The 14,655-nt window shown below is 73.4% G+C and carries 15 protein-coding genes; 11 read left to right on the top strand and 4 right to left on the bottom strand.

Annotation, left to right across the window (positions count from 1 at the left end):
• Positions 1-10: 10 nt before the first annotated feature.
• The 4 genes from hydA (at position 11) to BOQ63_RS13405 (ending at position 4,639) form a co-directional block, all read left to right on the top strand.
• Entirely contained in the window at positions 11-1,441 is a 1,431-nt protein-coding gene (gene hydA / locus BOQ63_RS13420) for a dihydropyrimidinase (protein ID WP_072654308.1), read from the top strand.
• A gap of 105 nt (positions 1,442-1,546) precedes the next feature.
• Complete coding sequence (locus tag BOQ63_RS13415; protein WP_030280315.1) at positions 1,547-2,560, top strand: TIGR03842 family LLM class F420-dependent oxidoreductase; 1,014 nt, start codon at positions 1,547-1,549, stop codon at positions 2,558-2,560.
• Between the two features lie 28 nt (positions 2,561-2,588).
• On the top strand, positions 2,589-4,148 hold the full coding sequence (locus tag BOQ63_RS13410) for an NCS1 family nucleobase:cation symporter-1 (RefSeq protein WP_072654307.1): 1,560 nt from the start codon (positions 2,589-2,591) through the stop codon (positions 4,146-4,148).
• Between the two features lie 224 nt (positions 4,149-4,372).
• A complete protein-coding gene (locus tag BOQ63_RS13405) occupies positions 4,373-4,639 on the top strand; it encodes a GlsB/YeaQ/YmgE family stress response membrane protein (protein WP_030280319.1) in 267 nt (88 codons plus the stop codon).
• On the opposite strand, the gene BOQ63_RS13400 is transcribed toward BOQ63_RS13405, so the two are convergent.
• From BOQ63_RS13400 to BOQ63_RS13385, 4 genes are all read right to left on the bottom strand, one after another.
• Positions 4,606-4,983 (bottom strand): ADP-ribosylglycohydrolase family protein, encoded by a 378-nt coding sequence (locus tag BOQ63_RS13400; protein WP_079183587.1) that lies wholly within the window; start codon positions 4,981-4,983, stop codon positions 4,606-4,608. The genes BOQ63_RS13405 and BOQ63_RS13400 overlap by 34 nt on opposite strands.
• A gap of 108 nt (positions 4,984-5,091) precedes the next feature.
• Positions 5,092-5,679, bottom strand: a complete 588-nt coding sequence (locus tag BOQ63_RS13395) for a TetR/AcrR family transcriptional regulator (RefSeq protein WP_072654306.1) — start codon at positions 5,677-5,679, stop codon at positions 5,092-5,094.
• An 83-nt stretch (positions 5,680-5,762) separates the two neighbouring features.
• Positions 5,763-6,698: an aldo/keto reductase gene (locus tag BOQ63_RS13390; RefSeq protein WP_223885922.1), complete on the bottom strand. Its 936-nt coding sequence runs from the start codon at positions 6,696-6,698 to the stop codon at positions 5,763-5,765.
• Positions 6,598-7,716, bottom strand: a complete 1,119-nt coding sequence (locus BOQ63_RS13385; RefSeq protein ID WP_072654305.1) for a class I SAM-dependent methyltransferase — start codon at positions 7,714-7,716, stop codon at positions 6,598-6,600. The genes BOQ63_RS13390 and BOQ63_RS13385 overlap by 101 nt, the downstream gene beginning before the upstream one ends.
• Before the next feature lie 286 nt (positions 7,717-8,002).
• Here BOQ63_RS13385 and BOQ63_RS13380 point away from each other — a divergent pair, with 286 nt between their 5' ends.
• The 7 genes from BOQ63_RS13380 to paaD all read left to right on the top strand — a co-directional run bounded on the left by BOQ63_RS13380 (position 8,003) and on the right by paaD (position 14,655).
• On the top strand, positions 8,003-8,860 hold the full coding sequence (locus BOQ63_RS13380; RefSeq protein ID WP_072654304.1) for a histidine kinase: 858 nt from the start codon (positions 8,003-8,005) through the stop codon (positions 8,858-8,860).
• Complete coding sequence (locus tag BOQ63_RS13375) at positions 8,857-9,516, top strand: response regulator (protein ID WP_030280331.1); 660 nt, start codon at positions 8,857-8,859, stop codon at positions 9,514-9,516. The genes BOQ63_RS13380 and BOQ63_RS13375 overlap by 4 nt, the downstream gene beginning before the upstream one ends.
• Before the next feature lie 715 nt (positions 9,517-10,231).
• On the top strand, positions 10,232-11,545 hold the full coding sequence (locus BOQ63_RS13370; protein ID WP_223885921.1) for a M20 family metallopeptidase: 1,314 nt from the start codon (positions 10,232-10,234) through the stop codon (positions 11,543-11,545).
• 210 nt (positions 11,546-11,755) lie between these two features.
• On the top strand, positions 11,756-12,844 hold the full coding sequence (paaA, locus tag BOQ63_RS13365) for a 1,2-phenylacetyl-CoA epoxidase subunit PaaA (RefSeq protein WP_078938671.1): 1,089 nt from the start codon (positions 11,756-11,758) through the stop codon (positions 12,842-12,844).
• A gap of 2 nt (positions 12,845-12,846) precedes the next feature.
• Entirely contained in the window at positions 12,847-13,140 is a 294-nt protein-coding gene (paaB, locus tag BOQ63_RS13360; RefSeq protein WP_030234269.1) for a 1,2-phenylacetyl-CoA epoxidase subunit PaaB, read from the top strand.
• On the top strand, positions 13,124-14,059 hold the full coding sequence (paaC, locus tag BOQ63_RS13355; RefSeq protein WP_078867124.1) for a 1,2-phenylacetyl-CoA epoxidase subunit PaaC: 936 nt from the start codon (positions 13,124-13,126) through the stop codon (positions 14,057-14,059). The genes paaB and paaC overlap by 17 nt, the downstream gene beginning before the upstream one ends.
• A gap of 17 nt (positions 14,060-14,076) precedes the next feature.
• On the top strand, positions 14,077-14,655 hold the full coding sequence (gene paaD, locus BOQ63_RS13350) for a 1,2-phenylacetyl-CoA epoxidase subunit PaaD (protein ID WP_046385925.1): 579 nt from the start codon (positions 14,077-14,079) through the stop codon (positions 14,653-14,655).

Raw genomic sequence — 14,655 nt, 5'->3', positions numbered from 1 at the left:
GAGCACCGCGATGACCACCCGCGACCCGCAGCAGCGCACCGTCGTCCGCGGCGGCCTCGTCATCACCGCCACCGACGAACTCCACGCCGACGTCCTGATCGAGGGCGAGCGCGTCGCCGCCCTGGCCGCCACCGGCAGTGCCGCCGCCGAGGCCTGGACCGCCGACACCGTCATCGACGCCACCGGCCACTACGTCATCCCGGGCGGCGTCGACGCCCACACCCACATGGAACTGCCGTTCGGCGGCACCGCGGCCTCCGACACCTTCGAGACCGGCACCCGCGCCGCCGCCTGGGGCGGCACCACCACCATCGTCGACTTCGCCGTCCAGCCCGTCGGCGGCGCGCTGCGTGAGGGCCTGGACGCCTGGCACGCGAAGGCCGAGGGCAACTGCGCGATCGACTACGCCTTCCACACCATCGTCTCGGACGTCAACGACGCCGTCCTCAAGGAGATGGACGCGCTGGTCGACTCCGGCGAGTCCACCTCCTTCAAGCTCTTCATGGCCTACCCCGGCGTCTTCTACAGCGACGACGGCCGCATCCTGCGGGCCATGCAGCGCGGGGCGGCCAACGGCGGGTTGATCATGATGCACGCCGAGAACGGCATCGCCATCGACGTCCTGGTCGAACAGGCCCTCGCCGCCGGGCACACCACTCCGCGCTTCCACGGCGAGGTCCGGCGTGAACTGCTGGAGGCCGAGGCCACCCACCGGGCGATCAAGCTCGCGCAGGTGGCGGGCAGCCCGCTCTACGTCGTGCACGTCTCCGCCGCCTCGGCGCTCGACGAACTCGCCCGGGCCCGCGACGCCGGGCTCAACGTCTTCGGCGAGACCTGCCCGCAGTACCTCTTCCTCTCCACCGACAACCTCGCCGAGCAGGGCGCGGACGGCTTCGAGGGGGCCAAGTACGTGTGCAGCACACCGCTCCGGCCACGCGAGCACCAGAAGGCGCTCTGGCGGGGCCTGCGCACCAACGACCTCCAGGTGGTCTCCACCGACCACTGCCCGTTCTGCTACGTCGGGCAGAAAGAACTCGGCCGCGGCGACTTCTCGAAGATCCCCAACGGGCTTCCGGGCGTGGAGAACCGGATGGACCTGCTGCACCAGGCCGTGGTGGACGGGCAGATCAGCCGGCGCCGCTGGGTCGAGATCGCCTGCACCACCCCGGCCCGGATGTTCGGGCTGCACCCGCGCAAGGGCACCGTCGCGCCGGGCGCGGACGCCGACCTCGTCGTCTACGACCCCACCGCCGTGCAGACCGTCTCCGCCGCCACCCACCACATGAACGTGGACTACTCGGCCTACGAGGGCCGGCGACTCACCGGCCGGGCCCGGACGGTGCTCTCGCGCGGCACCGTGGTGCTGGACGGCGGCCGCTGGCTCGGTCGGGCCGGGCACGGCACCTTCCTACGCCGCGACACCTGCCAGTACCTGACCTGATCCCTCTCCCCGCCTTTCCCTTCCCGATCCGGGCCCGGGGCCCTGCCGCGCGCCGTGCGTGCCGGCCCCGGGTCCGCCCTCCCACCCCTCTCCCCGGAGCCACCCATGGACATCGGCCTCGTCCTGCAGACCGACCCGCCCGCCCGCCTGCTCATCGACCGGATGATCCGCGCCGAGCGGGCCGGGTTCAGCCACGGCTGGACCTTCGACTCCTGCGTGCTGTGGCAGGAGCCCTTCGTCATCTACAGCCGCATCCTCGCCGAGACCGAGCGCCTGACCGTCGGCCCGATGGTCACCAACCCGTCCACCCGCACCTGGGAGGTCACCGCCTCCCTGTTCGCCACGCTCAACGACATGTACGGCAACCGCACGGTCTGCGGCATCGGGCGCGGCGACTCCGCCATGCGGGTCGCCGGGCGCCGCCCCGCCACCCTCGACCGGCTCTCCCAAGCCATGCACGCCGTCAAGGAGTTGGCCGAAGGGCGCACCGTCGAGGTAGACGGCACCGAGATGCACCTGCCGTGGGTCGGCCCCGGCGCCTCGCTGCCGATCTGGATGGGTGCGTACGGGCCGAAGGCGCTGGCGCTGACCGGCCGCCAGGCGGACGGATTCATCCTGCAGTTGGCCGACCCGTACCTCACCGAGTACATGGTCAAGGCGGTCCGGAAGGCGGCCGTCGAGGCGGGCCGGGACCCGTCCTCGGTCGCCATCTGCGTGGCCGCGCCCGCGTACGTCACCGCGGACGACTCGCCGGCCGCGCTCGCCCACGCCCGCGAGCAGTGCCGCTGGTTCGGCGGGATGGTCGGCAACCACGTCGCCGACCTGGTCAGCCACTACGGCGAGCACTCCGACCTGGTGCCCGACGCGTTGACCGACTACATCAAGAACCGCCAGGGTTACGACTACAGCCACCACGGCCGGGCCGGGAACCCCGACACGGCGTTCGTCCCGGACGGGATCGTCGACCGCTTCTGCCTGATCGGGCCGGTGGAGACCCAGCGCGCCCGGCTCGCCGAGCTCCGTTCGCTCGGCGTCGACCAGTTCGCCGTCTACGCCATGCACGACGCCGTCGAGGCCACCATCGACGCGTACGGAACGGACGTCATCCCTCACCTCTGACACCCCCTGCGGCAGACGGGAGTCGCCCATGGCCGACACCGCGACCGGCGGCGGAAGACAGCGGCAGCACCCCGACGGCCGGGTCGAACTCGACCCGGCCGAGGGGACGTTGCCGTCCAACGGCTTCACCAGTGACGACCTCCGGCCGGTCCCGGTGCGGCGGCGCACCTGGACCACCTACAACTTCCTCGCACTCTGGGTCGGCATGGCCCACAACATCCCGTCCTGGACGCTGGCTTCGGGCCTGGTCGCGATCGGCATGGACTGGAAGCAGGCGGTACTGACCATCGCGCTCGCCAACCTGATCGTGCTCGCGCCGATGCTGCTCACCGGGCACGCGGGCACCAAGTACGGCATCCCCTTCCCGGTGTTCGCCCGGGCCTCGTTCGGACTGCGCGGTGCCAACCTGCCCGCGCTCATCCGGGCGGCGGTGGCCTGCGCCTGGTTCGGCATCCAGACCTGGATCGGGGGCGAGGGGATCTTCCTTCTGGCGGGCAAGCTGTTCGGCGAATCCTGGCGCACCGCGACGGAGTTCGGCGGGTACCCGTGGACGCAGTGGGCCTCCTTCCTGCTGTTCTGGCTGGTCGAGATGGTCATCATCGCCCGGGGGATGGAGACGCTGCGGCGCTTCGAGAACTGGGCGGCGCCGTTCGTCATCGTCGGCGCGCTCGCCCTGCTGGGGTGGATCGCGGTCAAGGCGGGCGGGCTGGGGCCGCTGCTCGACCAGCCGTCCCGACTGGGCTGGGGCGGCGGGTTCTGGAAGGTCTTCTTCCCGTCGCTGATGGGGATGATCGGGTTCTGGTCCACGCTGTCGCTCAACATCCCCGACTTCACCCGCTTCGGCGGCAGCCAGCGGGCCCAGATCCGCGGCCAGGCGCTCGGCCTGCCGACGACGATGACGCTCTTCGCCCTGCTGTCCGTGCTGGTCACCTCCGGGTCGGAGGCGGTGTACGGCGAGCCGGTGTGGGACCCGATCAAGCTCGCCGCGAAGATGGAGAGCCCGGCGGCCGTCCTGTTCGCGCTGCTGACCGTCCTGGTCGCGACGCTGTCGGTGAACGTCGCCGCCAACGTCGTCTCACCGGCCTACGACCTGACCAACCTGGTGCCCCGGTTCATCAACTTCCGTACCGGGGCGCTGATCACCGGCGTGGTCGGGATCGCGATCCTCCCCTGGAAGCTGACCGCCGACCCGCACGTCTACATCTACGTCTGGCTGGGCGTGGTCGGCGGCCTGCTCGGAACGGTCGCCGGGGTGCTGATCGCCGACTACTGGGCGCTGCGCCGCACACGCCTTCAACTCGCCGACCTGTACCGCCCGTTCGGTGCCTACTGGTACGCGGCCGGCTGGAACTGGCGGGCGGTCGCCGCCCTGCTGGTCGGCGGCCTGCTGGCGGTCGGCGGCTCGTACTCCGGCGTCGACTCCCACGGCGCCGAACAGGGACCCTTCCCGGTCGACGGCATGATCCCCTTCCTCAAGCCCCTCGCCGACTACGGCTGGGCGGTCGGCTTCGCCTCGGCCTCGGTGGTGTACCTGGCGCTCAGCGGGCTGCCGGTGGCGGGCGGGGGTCGGCGAACACCTGACAGGTGACGGATGGCAAAGGTGCCGGGTGCGGTGAGTCGCGCGGACCAGAAGGGGGCGTCGAGCAGGACGGGCACGGTCGGAAGGACGGCACGTGCGGACCGGTCGGATTCGGGTGGCCGGATCGTGCCGCTCGGCCGGCCCGGTCGGAACCGGGCGGGTGGGAAGGGCGTCCTTCGGAGCAGGGCGCGCGGGACGGGGCCGTCGCGCCACGGACGGGAGGGAAGGGTCGGATGAGCATCATCGCGTGGATCGTGCTGGGTCTGGTGGCCGGAGCCCTGGCCAAGCTGCTGCTGCCGGGGCGGGACCCGGGCGGCCTGATCGTGACGACCCTGATCGGGATCGCCGGTTCCTTCGTCGGCGGCTGGATCGCGTCGCACTTCATGCACCGGTCGATCACGGCCCGCTTCTTCGACGGGCCGACCTGGGTGTCCGCGATCGGCGGTGCGCTGGTGCTGCTGATCGCCTACCGGCTGCTGTTCGGCAACTCGCGCCGCTGACAGCGGGGCCGGAGCGGTTCGACGGGCCGGTGCAACCGGGGGGATTCCAGGGGCCGGCCCGTCGGCGTGCCGCGGTCCCACTTGCGCTGGTACTCGCGGGCGTACTCGGCCGCGAACTCCCCGGCCAGCGCGTCCTGCCGGACCTCGCCGTGGACGGTGAGGTGGCGGACCAGGACGAGGGCCATCGCGGTGTCGTCCGTCCAGTGCCAGGGCGCGGGGCGGACCAGGCGGGCGGCCAGGTCGACGGGGGCCTCGTCGACGGGGGCGGAGAACCAGCGGTCGCCGAAGGCGTCGCCGAGCGCGAGGCCCCGCAGGCTGTCCAGGACCGGGCCGGTCGCACGCATGTCATCCTCCGATCGAGATCAACTGTGCGCGCAGTCTGCCGGAGATGCCGGGGCGCCGGCGACCGGAATACGCCCCGGCCGCCGACGCCCCGACGTGACGGCTGTGGCTCACTTGGCCTTCAGGCCGCCGAGGACGAGCTTCCAGACGGCCCTGAAACGCTCGTCCGCGGTCGGCTCGGCCCAGGTCGACGCGTAGGCGGGGTCGTGGAAGGGGGCGGTGGCGTCGAAGACCGCGCGGGCGGTGGTGAGGACGTGGGCGGGCTTGAACTCCCTGCCGTCCACGCCGTCCTGGAAGATCTCGGCGATCTGCGTGACCAGCGTGTCGATGTGCTCCTCGACGGTCTGGCTGTTCTCCTCGACCAGCACCATGTAGGTGGCGAACAGCTCCGGGTCGTCCAGCGCCTTCTTCCGCTTGGCCGCGAACAGCGTGGTCAGCCAGCGTTCGAGGCGCTCGGCGGCGCCGCCGGAGTCGTCCATGACGGCCTTCAGCTCGAAGTGCGCCTGGTCGAGCCAGCGCTGGGTGACCGCCTCGCGCAGGGCGGCCTTGCTGGGGAAGTGGCGGTAGACGCTGCTGTGGCTGACGCCGAGCTCCCGGGCGACGTCCACGACGGTGGCCTTGGCCGGGCCGAACCGCCGGAGGACTTCCTCCGCCGCGATCAGGATCTGTTCGGCGGTGAGTGCGGTGTCCGTGGTCACGGGGGCCGTCCTTAGGGTCGTGCGGTCGGGGGTGGCGCGGGGGATTTCCGCTGGTCGGCGGGGGCTCGGTCAGCTTGGGTCGGTCAGCGTTCGCTGTCCAGGCGCGCCATCTGCGCGGCAGCGTACCGGTCGCCGGCGGCGGCACCGGCGGGGACGGCCGCCTCGATGGCGGTGAGGTCGGCCGGGGTCAGGGTGACGTCCAGCGAGCCGAGCGCCTCGGCCAGCCGGTCCCGGCGGCGGGCGCCGACCAGCGGGACGACGTCCTCCCCGCGGGAGGCGACCCAGGCGATGGCCACCTGGGCCACGCTGGCCCCCTTGGCGTCGGCGACCTCGCGCAGCGCCTCGACCAGGGCGAGGTTGTGGGCCAGGTTGTCGCCCTGGAAGCGCGGGCTGTCGCCGCGGAAGTCGGTGCCGGCGAGCGGGCGGTCCGGGTTCCAGTGGCCGCTGAGCAGGCCGCGCGAGAGCACGCCGTACGCGGTGATGCCGATGCCCAGTTCGCGCGCGGCGGGCAGGATCTCGGCCTCGATCGAACGGGTGAGCAGCGAGTACTCGATCTGCAGGTCGCTGATCGGGTGGACGGCGGCGGCGCGACGCAGGGTGTCGGCGCCGACCTCGGAGAGGCCGATGTGGCGGACGTAGCCGGCCTTGACCAGGTCCGCGATGGCGCCGACGGTCTCCTCGATCGGGACCTTCGGGTCGAGCCGGGCCGGGCGGTAGACGTCGACGTGGTCGGTGCGCAGGCGGCGCAGGGTGTAGGCGAGCGCGCTCTTGGTGGCGGCCGGGCTGGAGTCGTAGCCGAGCCACTGGCCGTCCGGGCCGCGCTGGGCGCCGAACTTCACGCTGATCTGCACGCTCTCGCGGTCCCGGCCGCGCAGGGCCTCGTGGATCAGTAGCTCGTTGTGGCCCATGCCGTAGAAGTCACCGGTGTCGAGCAGGGTGATCCCGGCGTCGAGCGCGGCGTGGATGGTGGCGATGCTCTCGGCCTCGTCGGCGGGGCCGTAGAGGTCGGACATGCCCATGCAGCCGAGGCCGAGGGCGGAGGTGACCGGGCCGGAGGCGCCGAGGCGGCGCTGGGCGGGGCGGGGAGAGGTCGAGGCCATGGGAACTCCAGGGGCGGATGCGGCGCCGGGCGGCGGAGGGCGGTGTGACCCGGGTCTCACTATGGCATGACAGCGAACAGATTTCAAAATCTGTTCGCTGTCTTTTGTCATTTGTTCGCACCGGAGCTCTCAGCGGGGCGGGATCTCCCCCCTGTCGCGGGCGGCCTCCGCCGCTTCCCGGGGGCTTCCGCCAGGCGTACGGCCCCGGCGAGCGCAGCAGGTGGGCCCGGGCGGGCGGCAGGTTGCGCCACGCCGTGCGCTCGCCCAGCCCGTAGGTGGCCTCGAAACGGCGTAGCAGTCGCACCACCGCCCGGTGGCGGGCGACCCGGCGGGGGCCCGAGACGAGCGTGCGCGCCGTGCTGGTGCCGAGGTAGCCGAAGTAGGTCAGCTCGCCTCCGGGGGCCAGCAGCCGCAGGTAGAGGGCGAGGACCTGCCGGACCAGGGCCGGCTCGAAGTTGGTGAACGGCAGTCCCGACACGATCACGTCGTACCGCCCGGCGCCCCCCTGGCTGTCCGGGCCCGGACCGTCGGTCGCCTCCGGTAGTTCCTCCACCCGGCACACCGACAGCCGCAGCCCGACCTCCGGGCGGCGGGCGGCCAGGACGGGGTCGTCACGCAGCCGCTCGGCGAACCGCGGGTTCGCCTCGACCACGTGCAGCCGGTCGCCCGGGCGCAGCACCCGGGCCAGCCGGCGGGTCACCACGCCCGTCCCGGCGCCGACCTCGAGCACCGAGATCGGGCGGTTCGGACGACTGGTGACCGGAACCACCAGCGCGTCGACCAGATCGGGCCCGCTCGGCGCCAGCGCGCCGGTGTCGTGGAAGGTGCGCAGCGCCTCGGTGAGGAACAGCAGGCGGTCCCCGCCGTACGGCGAGGGGTGCGAACTGCGGTTCTGAGGAAGGGAGCCGGAGTCCGGGCGGAGTTGTTCGGTCGTCATGGCGTCGACGCTAGGGAGACCGCGACGCCCCGGAACCGGCCGGTGAGCGGCGCAGACCCCCGACGAAAGTCGAGGGAGCGGCTGCCCGGGAGAAGGGGGCGAAGGGCCGGTGCCCGCCCGTAGCATCGAGCGAACGGACGCGAACGGATACGGGGGGGCGGGAACGGATACGGGGGGGCGGGAACGGATACGGGGACGCGAACGGACCCGAGCGGATACGGATACGGGGAAGCGAACGGGCGTGAACCGGCGTCAACGGACGGGTGGAAGCGGACGGGAGAGCTCGATGCGCACAGGCCTGCTCGGCTGGTACGGCCCGGACCACCGCCCCTGGGTCGACAGTCTGCTGCTGCTCGGCATCCTCGTGCTCACCGCCGAGGAGGGCCTCTTCCAGTGGCTGCACGCCGACGGGCCGCTGCGCCCGTACCGGATCGTGGTGGCCGCGCTCTCCGCGCTCTCCCTCCTGTTCGCCCGTCGCCACCCGGCCGCCTCGGCCGTCCTGCCGGTGCTCACCAGCAGTCTGTTCAACCGGGCCTTCCCCGGCCTGTTCGGCGTCGCCCCCCTCGCCTCCCTCTGCCGGACCGGTCCGGCGGTGGCCGCAGGTGCGGTCATCGTGCTGGCCAGTGCGGCCAGGGCCGACTCCCTGGTCGGCTGGGCGGGCACCACTGGGTCCCAACTCCTCCTCCAGGTCGCCGTGTTGTCCTTCGGTCTGTGGCTGCACGGTCGCCGGGCGCTGATCCGCGCCCTGCACGCCCAGGTCGAAAACCTGCGCCGGGAGCGGGAGTTGCGGGCCGAGCAGGCCTGGTCCGCCGAACGGGCCCGGATCGCCCGGGAGATGCACGACGTGCTGGCCCACCGGTTGAGCCTGCTGGTGCTGCACGCGGGCGTCGCCCACCCCGCCCGTGCGCGTCCCGGCGCCGGCCCTGTGCGACCTCTGGTGGGGCTCGGCGAACGGGTCGGCGCGCTCGGCGGGCACCTGGACGCGGGCCCGGACGCCGTCGGCGGCTTCCGGCTCTCCGCCCGGCTGCCCGCGCCGGACCGGCCGCGGCCCTCGCGCCCGACGGCCGCGAGGTCGGAGTCTCCGGGCCCGCGGGCTCCTCACCCACAGCCCTCTCAACCCCCGCAGCCGGAGGACGCCGCATGATCCGCACGATGGTGGTCGACGACGACGCGCTGGTGCGCCTCGGGCTGGTCGACCTCCTGGCCCAGGACCCGGAGCTGACCGTGGTCGCCGATGCCGTCGACGGACTGCAGGCCGTCGAACTCGCCCGCGGGCACCGGATCGACGTCGCGCTGATGGACATCCGGATGCCCCGGCTCGACGGGATCGCCGCCACCCGCCGTCTGCGCCAACTCCCCGACGCGCCCCGGGTCATCGCGCTCACCACCTTCGACCTGGACGAGTACGTGTACCAGGCGCTCGCCGCCGGGGCGGACGGCTTCCTGCTCAAGGACACCCCGCCCGCCGAGATCGCCCGGGCCGTGCACGTGGTCGCCTCCGGGCAGGGGATGCTGCACCCGGCGGCCGCGCGACGGCTGATCGATCGGTACCACCGGGTCGGCGCGCGCCGGGCGGTGGCCGCCCGGAGCCGGATCGCCGGGCTCACCCCGCGCGAGGGCGACGTGCTGCGCGAACTCGCGGACGGGCTCTCCAACGCGGAGATCGCGGGCGTGCTGGGGATGCGGGAGAGCACCGTCAAGGCGCACGTCAGCCGGATCCTGACCGCGCTCGGCGTGGCCAACCGGGTCCAGGCCGCGCTGCTCGCACGCGATGCGGGGCTGGTCGGTGACGGCGGGTGACGGCGGGCGCTCGCGAGGGCAGGGCGGGGCGCAGCGTCGGACGGTGTTCACGCGGACGTTCCCCGGAGGACCGTTCGGCCCGTGCCGCGGGCTTCCCTGAGCCGCCGCGTGCCTCCGGTTGGTACCGCTCGCTGAGCCGATGTCACCCATCCGGCGTGGAAATGCCGTGCCTTGCCGGTTTGCGCTGCCGAACCCGGGCGGCGGGTCCATGGTGGAGATGGGCGTGATCCGGCGACCGCGCCCGCGCGCCGATCCAGGCCCGCGCGCCGACCGCCCGCCGCTTCCTCCGACGGGTGACGGAGGCCGGGGCCCGTACCGGCACGCTGGGACCAGGGCCACCTCGCAGGAAACCGAACGGTTCTTCTAGGCTCACATCTCGGCTTCCCTGCGGCGGTTCGGCCACTGCGCCCGCCGCGAGGAAGCCGCCGTGCACGGGGCTCCGGGCGGACCGGGGCACCGGATCGAGCGAGGAGGACGCAATGCCAAGCACGCCGCCCAGCCGTTCCACCGTACTTGGGCCAGACGGGCCGTTCCGACGGGCCGTCCGGCCTCCGGGCCGAGCGGTGCGGTCCGGCCGGGTCTGGTACCCGGGCGGGAGCGGTCGGCCGATCCGGCCGCTGAGTACCGGCTGCGGCCGCGGAGGCGAGCGTTGAGTCCCCAGATCGTCGGGTCGCCGGCCGCGTCGGGTGCTGCCGCGGAGCCCGATCGCGTCCCCGTGACGGTCCCGGCCGCCCCCGACGGTGAAGCCCCGACCTCCGCTTCCGCTGCTGCCTCTGCTGCTACTGCCGCTGCCGGTGCCGCCGCGGGCCCAGCTGCCGCGTCGGCTGCGGGCGCCGTCGCCTCCGGCACCACCGCGGCGCTGCCCGGACTGCCGCAGGCGCTCAGTGCCCGGGCCCGCACGCTCGCGGGTGCCGTCCGGCGGCGCTGCGCGGACCTGGCCCGGATCGAGTCACCGAGCGGCGACGCGCCCCGACTCGACGCGCTCGCCGAGGAGTTGGCCGCCGGGTTCCGCGCTACGGGGGCCACCGCACGCCGCGAACCCGGGCCGGCCGGTGACCACCTGGTGATCGAGTGGCCGGGCCGGGACGAGTCCCTCCCGCACCTGCTGGTCGTCGGCCACCACGACACCGTCTGGCCGGTCGGCACGCTGGCGGACTGGCCGGTGGCGGAGCACGACGGGCGGCTCACCGGCCCCGGCGTGGTCGACATGAAGGGCGGACTCGCCGTCTTGGAGGGCGCGTTGGCGCTGCTCGCGGACCTGGGGCAGCGGCCGCACCGCAGCGTGCGGCTGGTCGTGGTGTCCGACGAGGAGGTCGGCAGCCCGGACGGGCGCCGCCTGGTCGAGCGCCAACTGCGCGGCGCGGCAGCCGTCCTGGGGCTGGAGCCGCCGCATCCGGACGGGCGGCTGAAGACCGCGCGGCGCGGCAGCACCCGGGTGCGCCTCACCGTCACCGGGCGGGAGGCGCATGCGGGCAACGACGCCCACGACGGGGTGTCCGCGGTGGACGAGCTCGTCGACCAGCTGGTGCTCGTCCGCGGACTCGCAGGCCAGCCCGGGACCGAGCTCAATGCCGGTCGGATCAGCGGGGGTTCGCGGGCCAACGTGGTCGCCGGACGGGCCGAGGCCGAGCTAGGTCTTCGGTTCTCCACCGTGGAGGCGCAGCGCCGCACGCTGGACAACCTCGCGCGGTTGACCGCGCTGCGGCCGGGTGCGCGGGTGCGCACGGAGGTGCTGTCCAGTCGGCCGGCCTGGCCCGAGCGGACCGGCAATCCGCTGCTGCGGCACGTGCGTTCGCTCGCGGCGGTGCTCGGGCAGCAGCTGGACGGCGCTCCGGCGGGCGGGGCCGGGGACACCAACCTGCCCGGGTCGCGCGGGCTGCCGACGCTGGACGGCTTCGGCGCGGTGGGTGCCGGTGCGCACGCCCGGCACGAGTACATCCGGCTGGACCAGCTCGCTCCGAGGATCGCCCTGATCGCGGCGCTGCTCGCCGTTCCGCTGCCCCGGCTGCGGGATCGTGGGGAAGGGTGAGTGGGGCAGCCGGGCGGAGGGTGGCTGACGGCTGACGATGGATGGCTGACGGCTCGCAGTGACAGCTGGCAGAAAACAGAAGACAGTCAGCAGGTAACAGCGGACAGATAACAGCGGACAGATGACGGATAACAGCTGACAGATTTCAGATTCTGTCAGCTGTTATCTGTTTTCCCACTCCCTTGCCATCCCTCCGCTCCGCCGCGCAGAATGGTACCGACCGAACGGTCAGTCGGTTGGTGCCCGGCGTCACTGCACAGAGCCGGCGCAGGGACCAGGGCAGGAACACGAGAGGGGACCGTGGTGACAGCAGAGGTGGCCGAGGCGGTCCCGGCGCAGACGCCGGAGGACCGTTTCGACGCGGTGATCGCCGCCGAGCAGCGGATCGAGCCCAGGGATTGGATGCCCGACGCCTACCGGGCCACCCTGATCCGCCAGATCGCCCAGCACGCCCACTCCGAGATCATCGGCATGCAGCCCGAGGGCAACTGGCTCACCCGGGCCCCCTCCCTGCGCCGCAAGGCCATCCTGCTGGCCAAGGCCCAGGACGAGGCGGGGCACGGCCTCTACCTCTACGCGGCCGCCGAGACCCTCGGCGTCGACCGCGCCGAGCTCACCGAGAAGCTGATCAGCGGTCGCCAGAAGTACTCCTCGATCTTCAACTACCCCACCCTCACCTTCGCCGACGTCGGCGTGATCGGCTGGCTGGTGGACGGCGCCGCGATCTGCAACCAGGTCCCGCTCTGCCGCTGCAGCTACGGCCCGTACGCCCGCGCGATGGTGCGGATCTGCAAGGAGGAGTCCTTCCACCAGCGCCAGGGCTACGAGCTGCTGATGACCCTGATGCGCGGCACCGATGCCCAGCGCCGGATGGTCCAGGACGCGGTCGACCGCTGGTGGTGGCCGTCGCTGATGATGTTCGGCCCCTCGGACGCCGAGTCGCCGAACACCGCCCGCTCGATGGCCTGGCGGATCAAGCGCCACACCAACGACGAACTCCGTCAGCGCTTCGTCGACATGACCGTCCCCCAGGCCGAGCACCTGGGCGTCACCCTCCCCGACCCCGAACTGAGCTGGAACGAGGAGCGCGGCGGCTGGGACTTTGGCGAGCCCGACTGGTCCGAGCTGACCAGGGTCATCCACGGCCAGGGCCCGTGCAACGCCCAGCGAGTCGACCGCCGCCGGGCCGCCCACGAGGACGGCGCCTGGGTGCGCGAGGCGGCCGTCGCCTACGCGGCCAAGCGCGCCGCCGAACAAGCTGCGCCCGCCGAGCGGCCCACCCCCGAACAGGAGAACTGAACGTGACCGAGTCCAAGGCCGGCTGGCCGCTGTACGAGGTGTTCGTCCGCCCCCGGCGCGGCCTGAACCACGTCCACGTCGGCTCGCTGCACGCCTCCGACGACCGGATGGCCCTGCTCGCCGCCCGGGACCTGTACACCCGTCGCAACGAGGGCGTCAGCCTCTGGGTGGTCCGCTCGGACGCGATCACCGCCTCCACCCCGGACGAGCGCGACCCGTTCTTCGAGCCCAGCGGTGACAAGGTCTACCGCCACCCGACCTTCTACGACATCCCCGAGGATGTCCCGCACATCTGACGGGGGAGCCACCGTGCACGACCACACCACGTCCACCACCGAGGACGACCACGTCTACCTCAGCCTCGCCGGAGCCACCCCCGGCCCCGAGGGCGAGGGCCGCTGGGCGTACGGGACGGGCTTCGCCGACCCGCTGCTCGGCGTGGACACCGCCCTGCCCGCCGGCCTGGACGGCGCCGACCTCGCCGCCTACTGCCAGATGCTCGGCGACGACGCGCTGATCCTCGCGCAGCGACTGATCGAGTGGTGCACCCGGGCGCCCGAACTGGAGGAGGAGGTCGCGCTCGCCAACCTCGGCCTCGACCTGCTCGGCCAGGCCCGGCTGCTGCTCACCCGGGCCGGTCAGGCCGACGGCTCCGGCCGCACCGAGGACGACCTGGCGTACTGGCGGGAGGAGCACGAGTTCCGCAATGTCCGCCTGGTGGAGACCCCGAACGGCGACTTCGCGTACTCGATCGCCCGGCTGCTGCTGTTCTCCACCGCCCGCGGCGCACTGTACGAGGCGCTGGGCTCGCACCCCGACCCGGTGCTGGCCGCGGTCGCCGTCCGGGGCGTCAAGGAGCTGGCGTACCACCGCGAGTACGCCACCGCCTGGACCCTGCGGCTCGGCGACGGCACGCCGTACTCGGCGGAGCGGATGCAGGCAGGGCTGGACGCGGTCTGGCCGCTGCTGGAAGAGCTGTTCACCGCGCACCCGGTGGAGCTCCGGGCCGGCGTCGATCCGGCGCAGCTGCGCGAGCCGGTGCTGCGCGAGCTGGCCGCCGTGATCGCCGAGGCCGGGCTGACCGTGCCGGACGTCCCGCCGCTGGCCACCGTGCTGGGCCGGGCCGGCCGGGACGGGGTGCACACCGAGGCGCTCGGCCCGCTGCTCGCCGAGCTGCAGGTGCTGGCCCGCGCACACCCGGGGGCGACGTGGTGACGGGCACCGCCGGGACCATGGGCGCCGCTGGGACCGCTGGGACCGCCGGGAGCACCGGCACCGCCGGGACGGCCCGCGACCTGGCCTGGTCGGTCGCCGCGGCCGTCCCGGACCCGGAGCTGCCGATGCTCACCCTGGCCGACCTGGGCGTGTTGGCCGGGGTCGAGGTGGACGGCGGCAGCGGCGCGGTGACCGCCTGGCTGACCCCGACCTACTCGGGCTGCCCGGCCGTCGCCGAGATGGCCGCCGACGTCGACCGCCGACTGCGCGCCGCCGGGTACCCGGAGGTGCGGGTGCGGCTGCGGCTGGACCCGCCGTGGTCCACCGACCTGATCACCGCCGAGGGCCGCCGCAAGCTCGCCGAGGCGGGTATCGCCCCGCCGCGCCCGACCTCGGCCGTCGCGTCCACACCAGGGCCCGGGCCCGTCCCGCTCGCCCTCGGCCCCACCCGCACGGGAGCCGCGGCCCCCGTGCCCTGCCCGCACTGCGGCGGCACCGACACCGAGGAGCTGTCCCGCTTCGGTTCCACCGCCTGCAAGGCGCTCTGGCGCTGCCGCGCCTGCCGCGAGCCGTTCGAACGCGTCAAGGAGATCTGA

It is taken from the genome of Streptomyces viridifaciens, assembly GCF_001888885.2.
In the GTDB taxonomy this organism is placed as follows: domain Bacteria; phylum Actinomycetota; class Actinomycetes; order Streptomycetales; family Streptomycetaceae; genus Kitasatospora; species Kitasatospora aureofaciens.
Note: the sequence above shows the minus strand (reverse complement) of the source record. Positions and strands in the feature narration are given on the sequence as shown.

Coding starts and splice junctions, on each gene's coding strand:
- paaA (WP_078938671.1), top strand. CDS start 11,756: ATGGTACCGACCGAACGGTCAGTCGGTTGGTGCCCGGCGTCACTGCAC.
- BOQ63_RS13400 (WP_079183587.1), bottom strand. CDS start 4,983: ATGCGTGCGACCGGCCCGGTCCTGGACAGCCTGCGGGGCCTCGCGCTC.
- BOQ63_RS13390 (WP_223885922.1), bottom strand. CDS start 6,698: ATGGGCATGTCCGACCTCTACGGCCCCGCCGACGAGGCCGAGAGCATC.
- BOQ63_RS13385 (WP_072654305.1), bottom strand. CDS start 7,716: ATGACGACCGAACAACTCCGCCCGGACTCCGGCTCCCTTCCTCAGAAC.
- hydA (WP_072654308.1), top strand. CDS start 11: ATGACCACCCGCGACCCGCAGCAGCGCACCGTCGTCCGCGGCGGCCTC.
- BOQ63_RS13380 (WP_072654304.1), top strand. CDS start 8,003: ATGCGCACAGGCCTGCTCGGCTGGTACGGCCCGGACCACCGCCCCTGG.
- paaD (WP_046385925.1), top strand. CDS start 14,077: ATGGGCGCCGCTGGGACCGCTGGGACCGCCGGGAGCACCGGCACCGCC.
- BOQ63_RS13405 (WP_030280319.1), top strand. CDS start 4,373: ATGAGCATCATCGCGTGGATCGTGCTGGGTCTGGTGGCCGGAGCCCTG.
- paaC (WP_078867124.1), top strand. CDS start 13,124: ATGTCCCGCACATCTGACGGGGGAGCCACCGTGCACGACCACACCACG.
- BOQ63_RS13415 (WP_030280315.1), top strand. CDS start 1,547: ATGGACATCGGCCTCGTCCTGCAGACCGACCCGCCCGCCCGCCTGCTC.
- BOQ63_RS13410 (WP_072654307.1), top strand. CDS start 2,589: ATGGCCGACACCGCGACCGGCGGCGGAAGACAGCGGCAGCACCCCGAC.
- BOQ63_RS13375 (WP_030280331.1), top strand. CDS start 8,857: ATGATCCGCACGATGGTGGTCGACGACGACGCGCTGGTGCGCCTCGGG.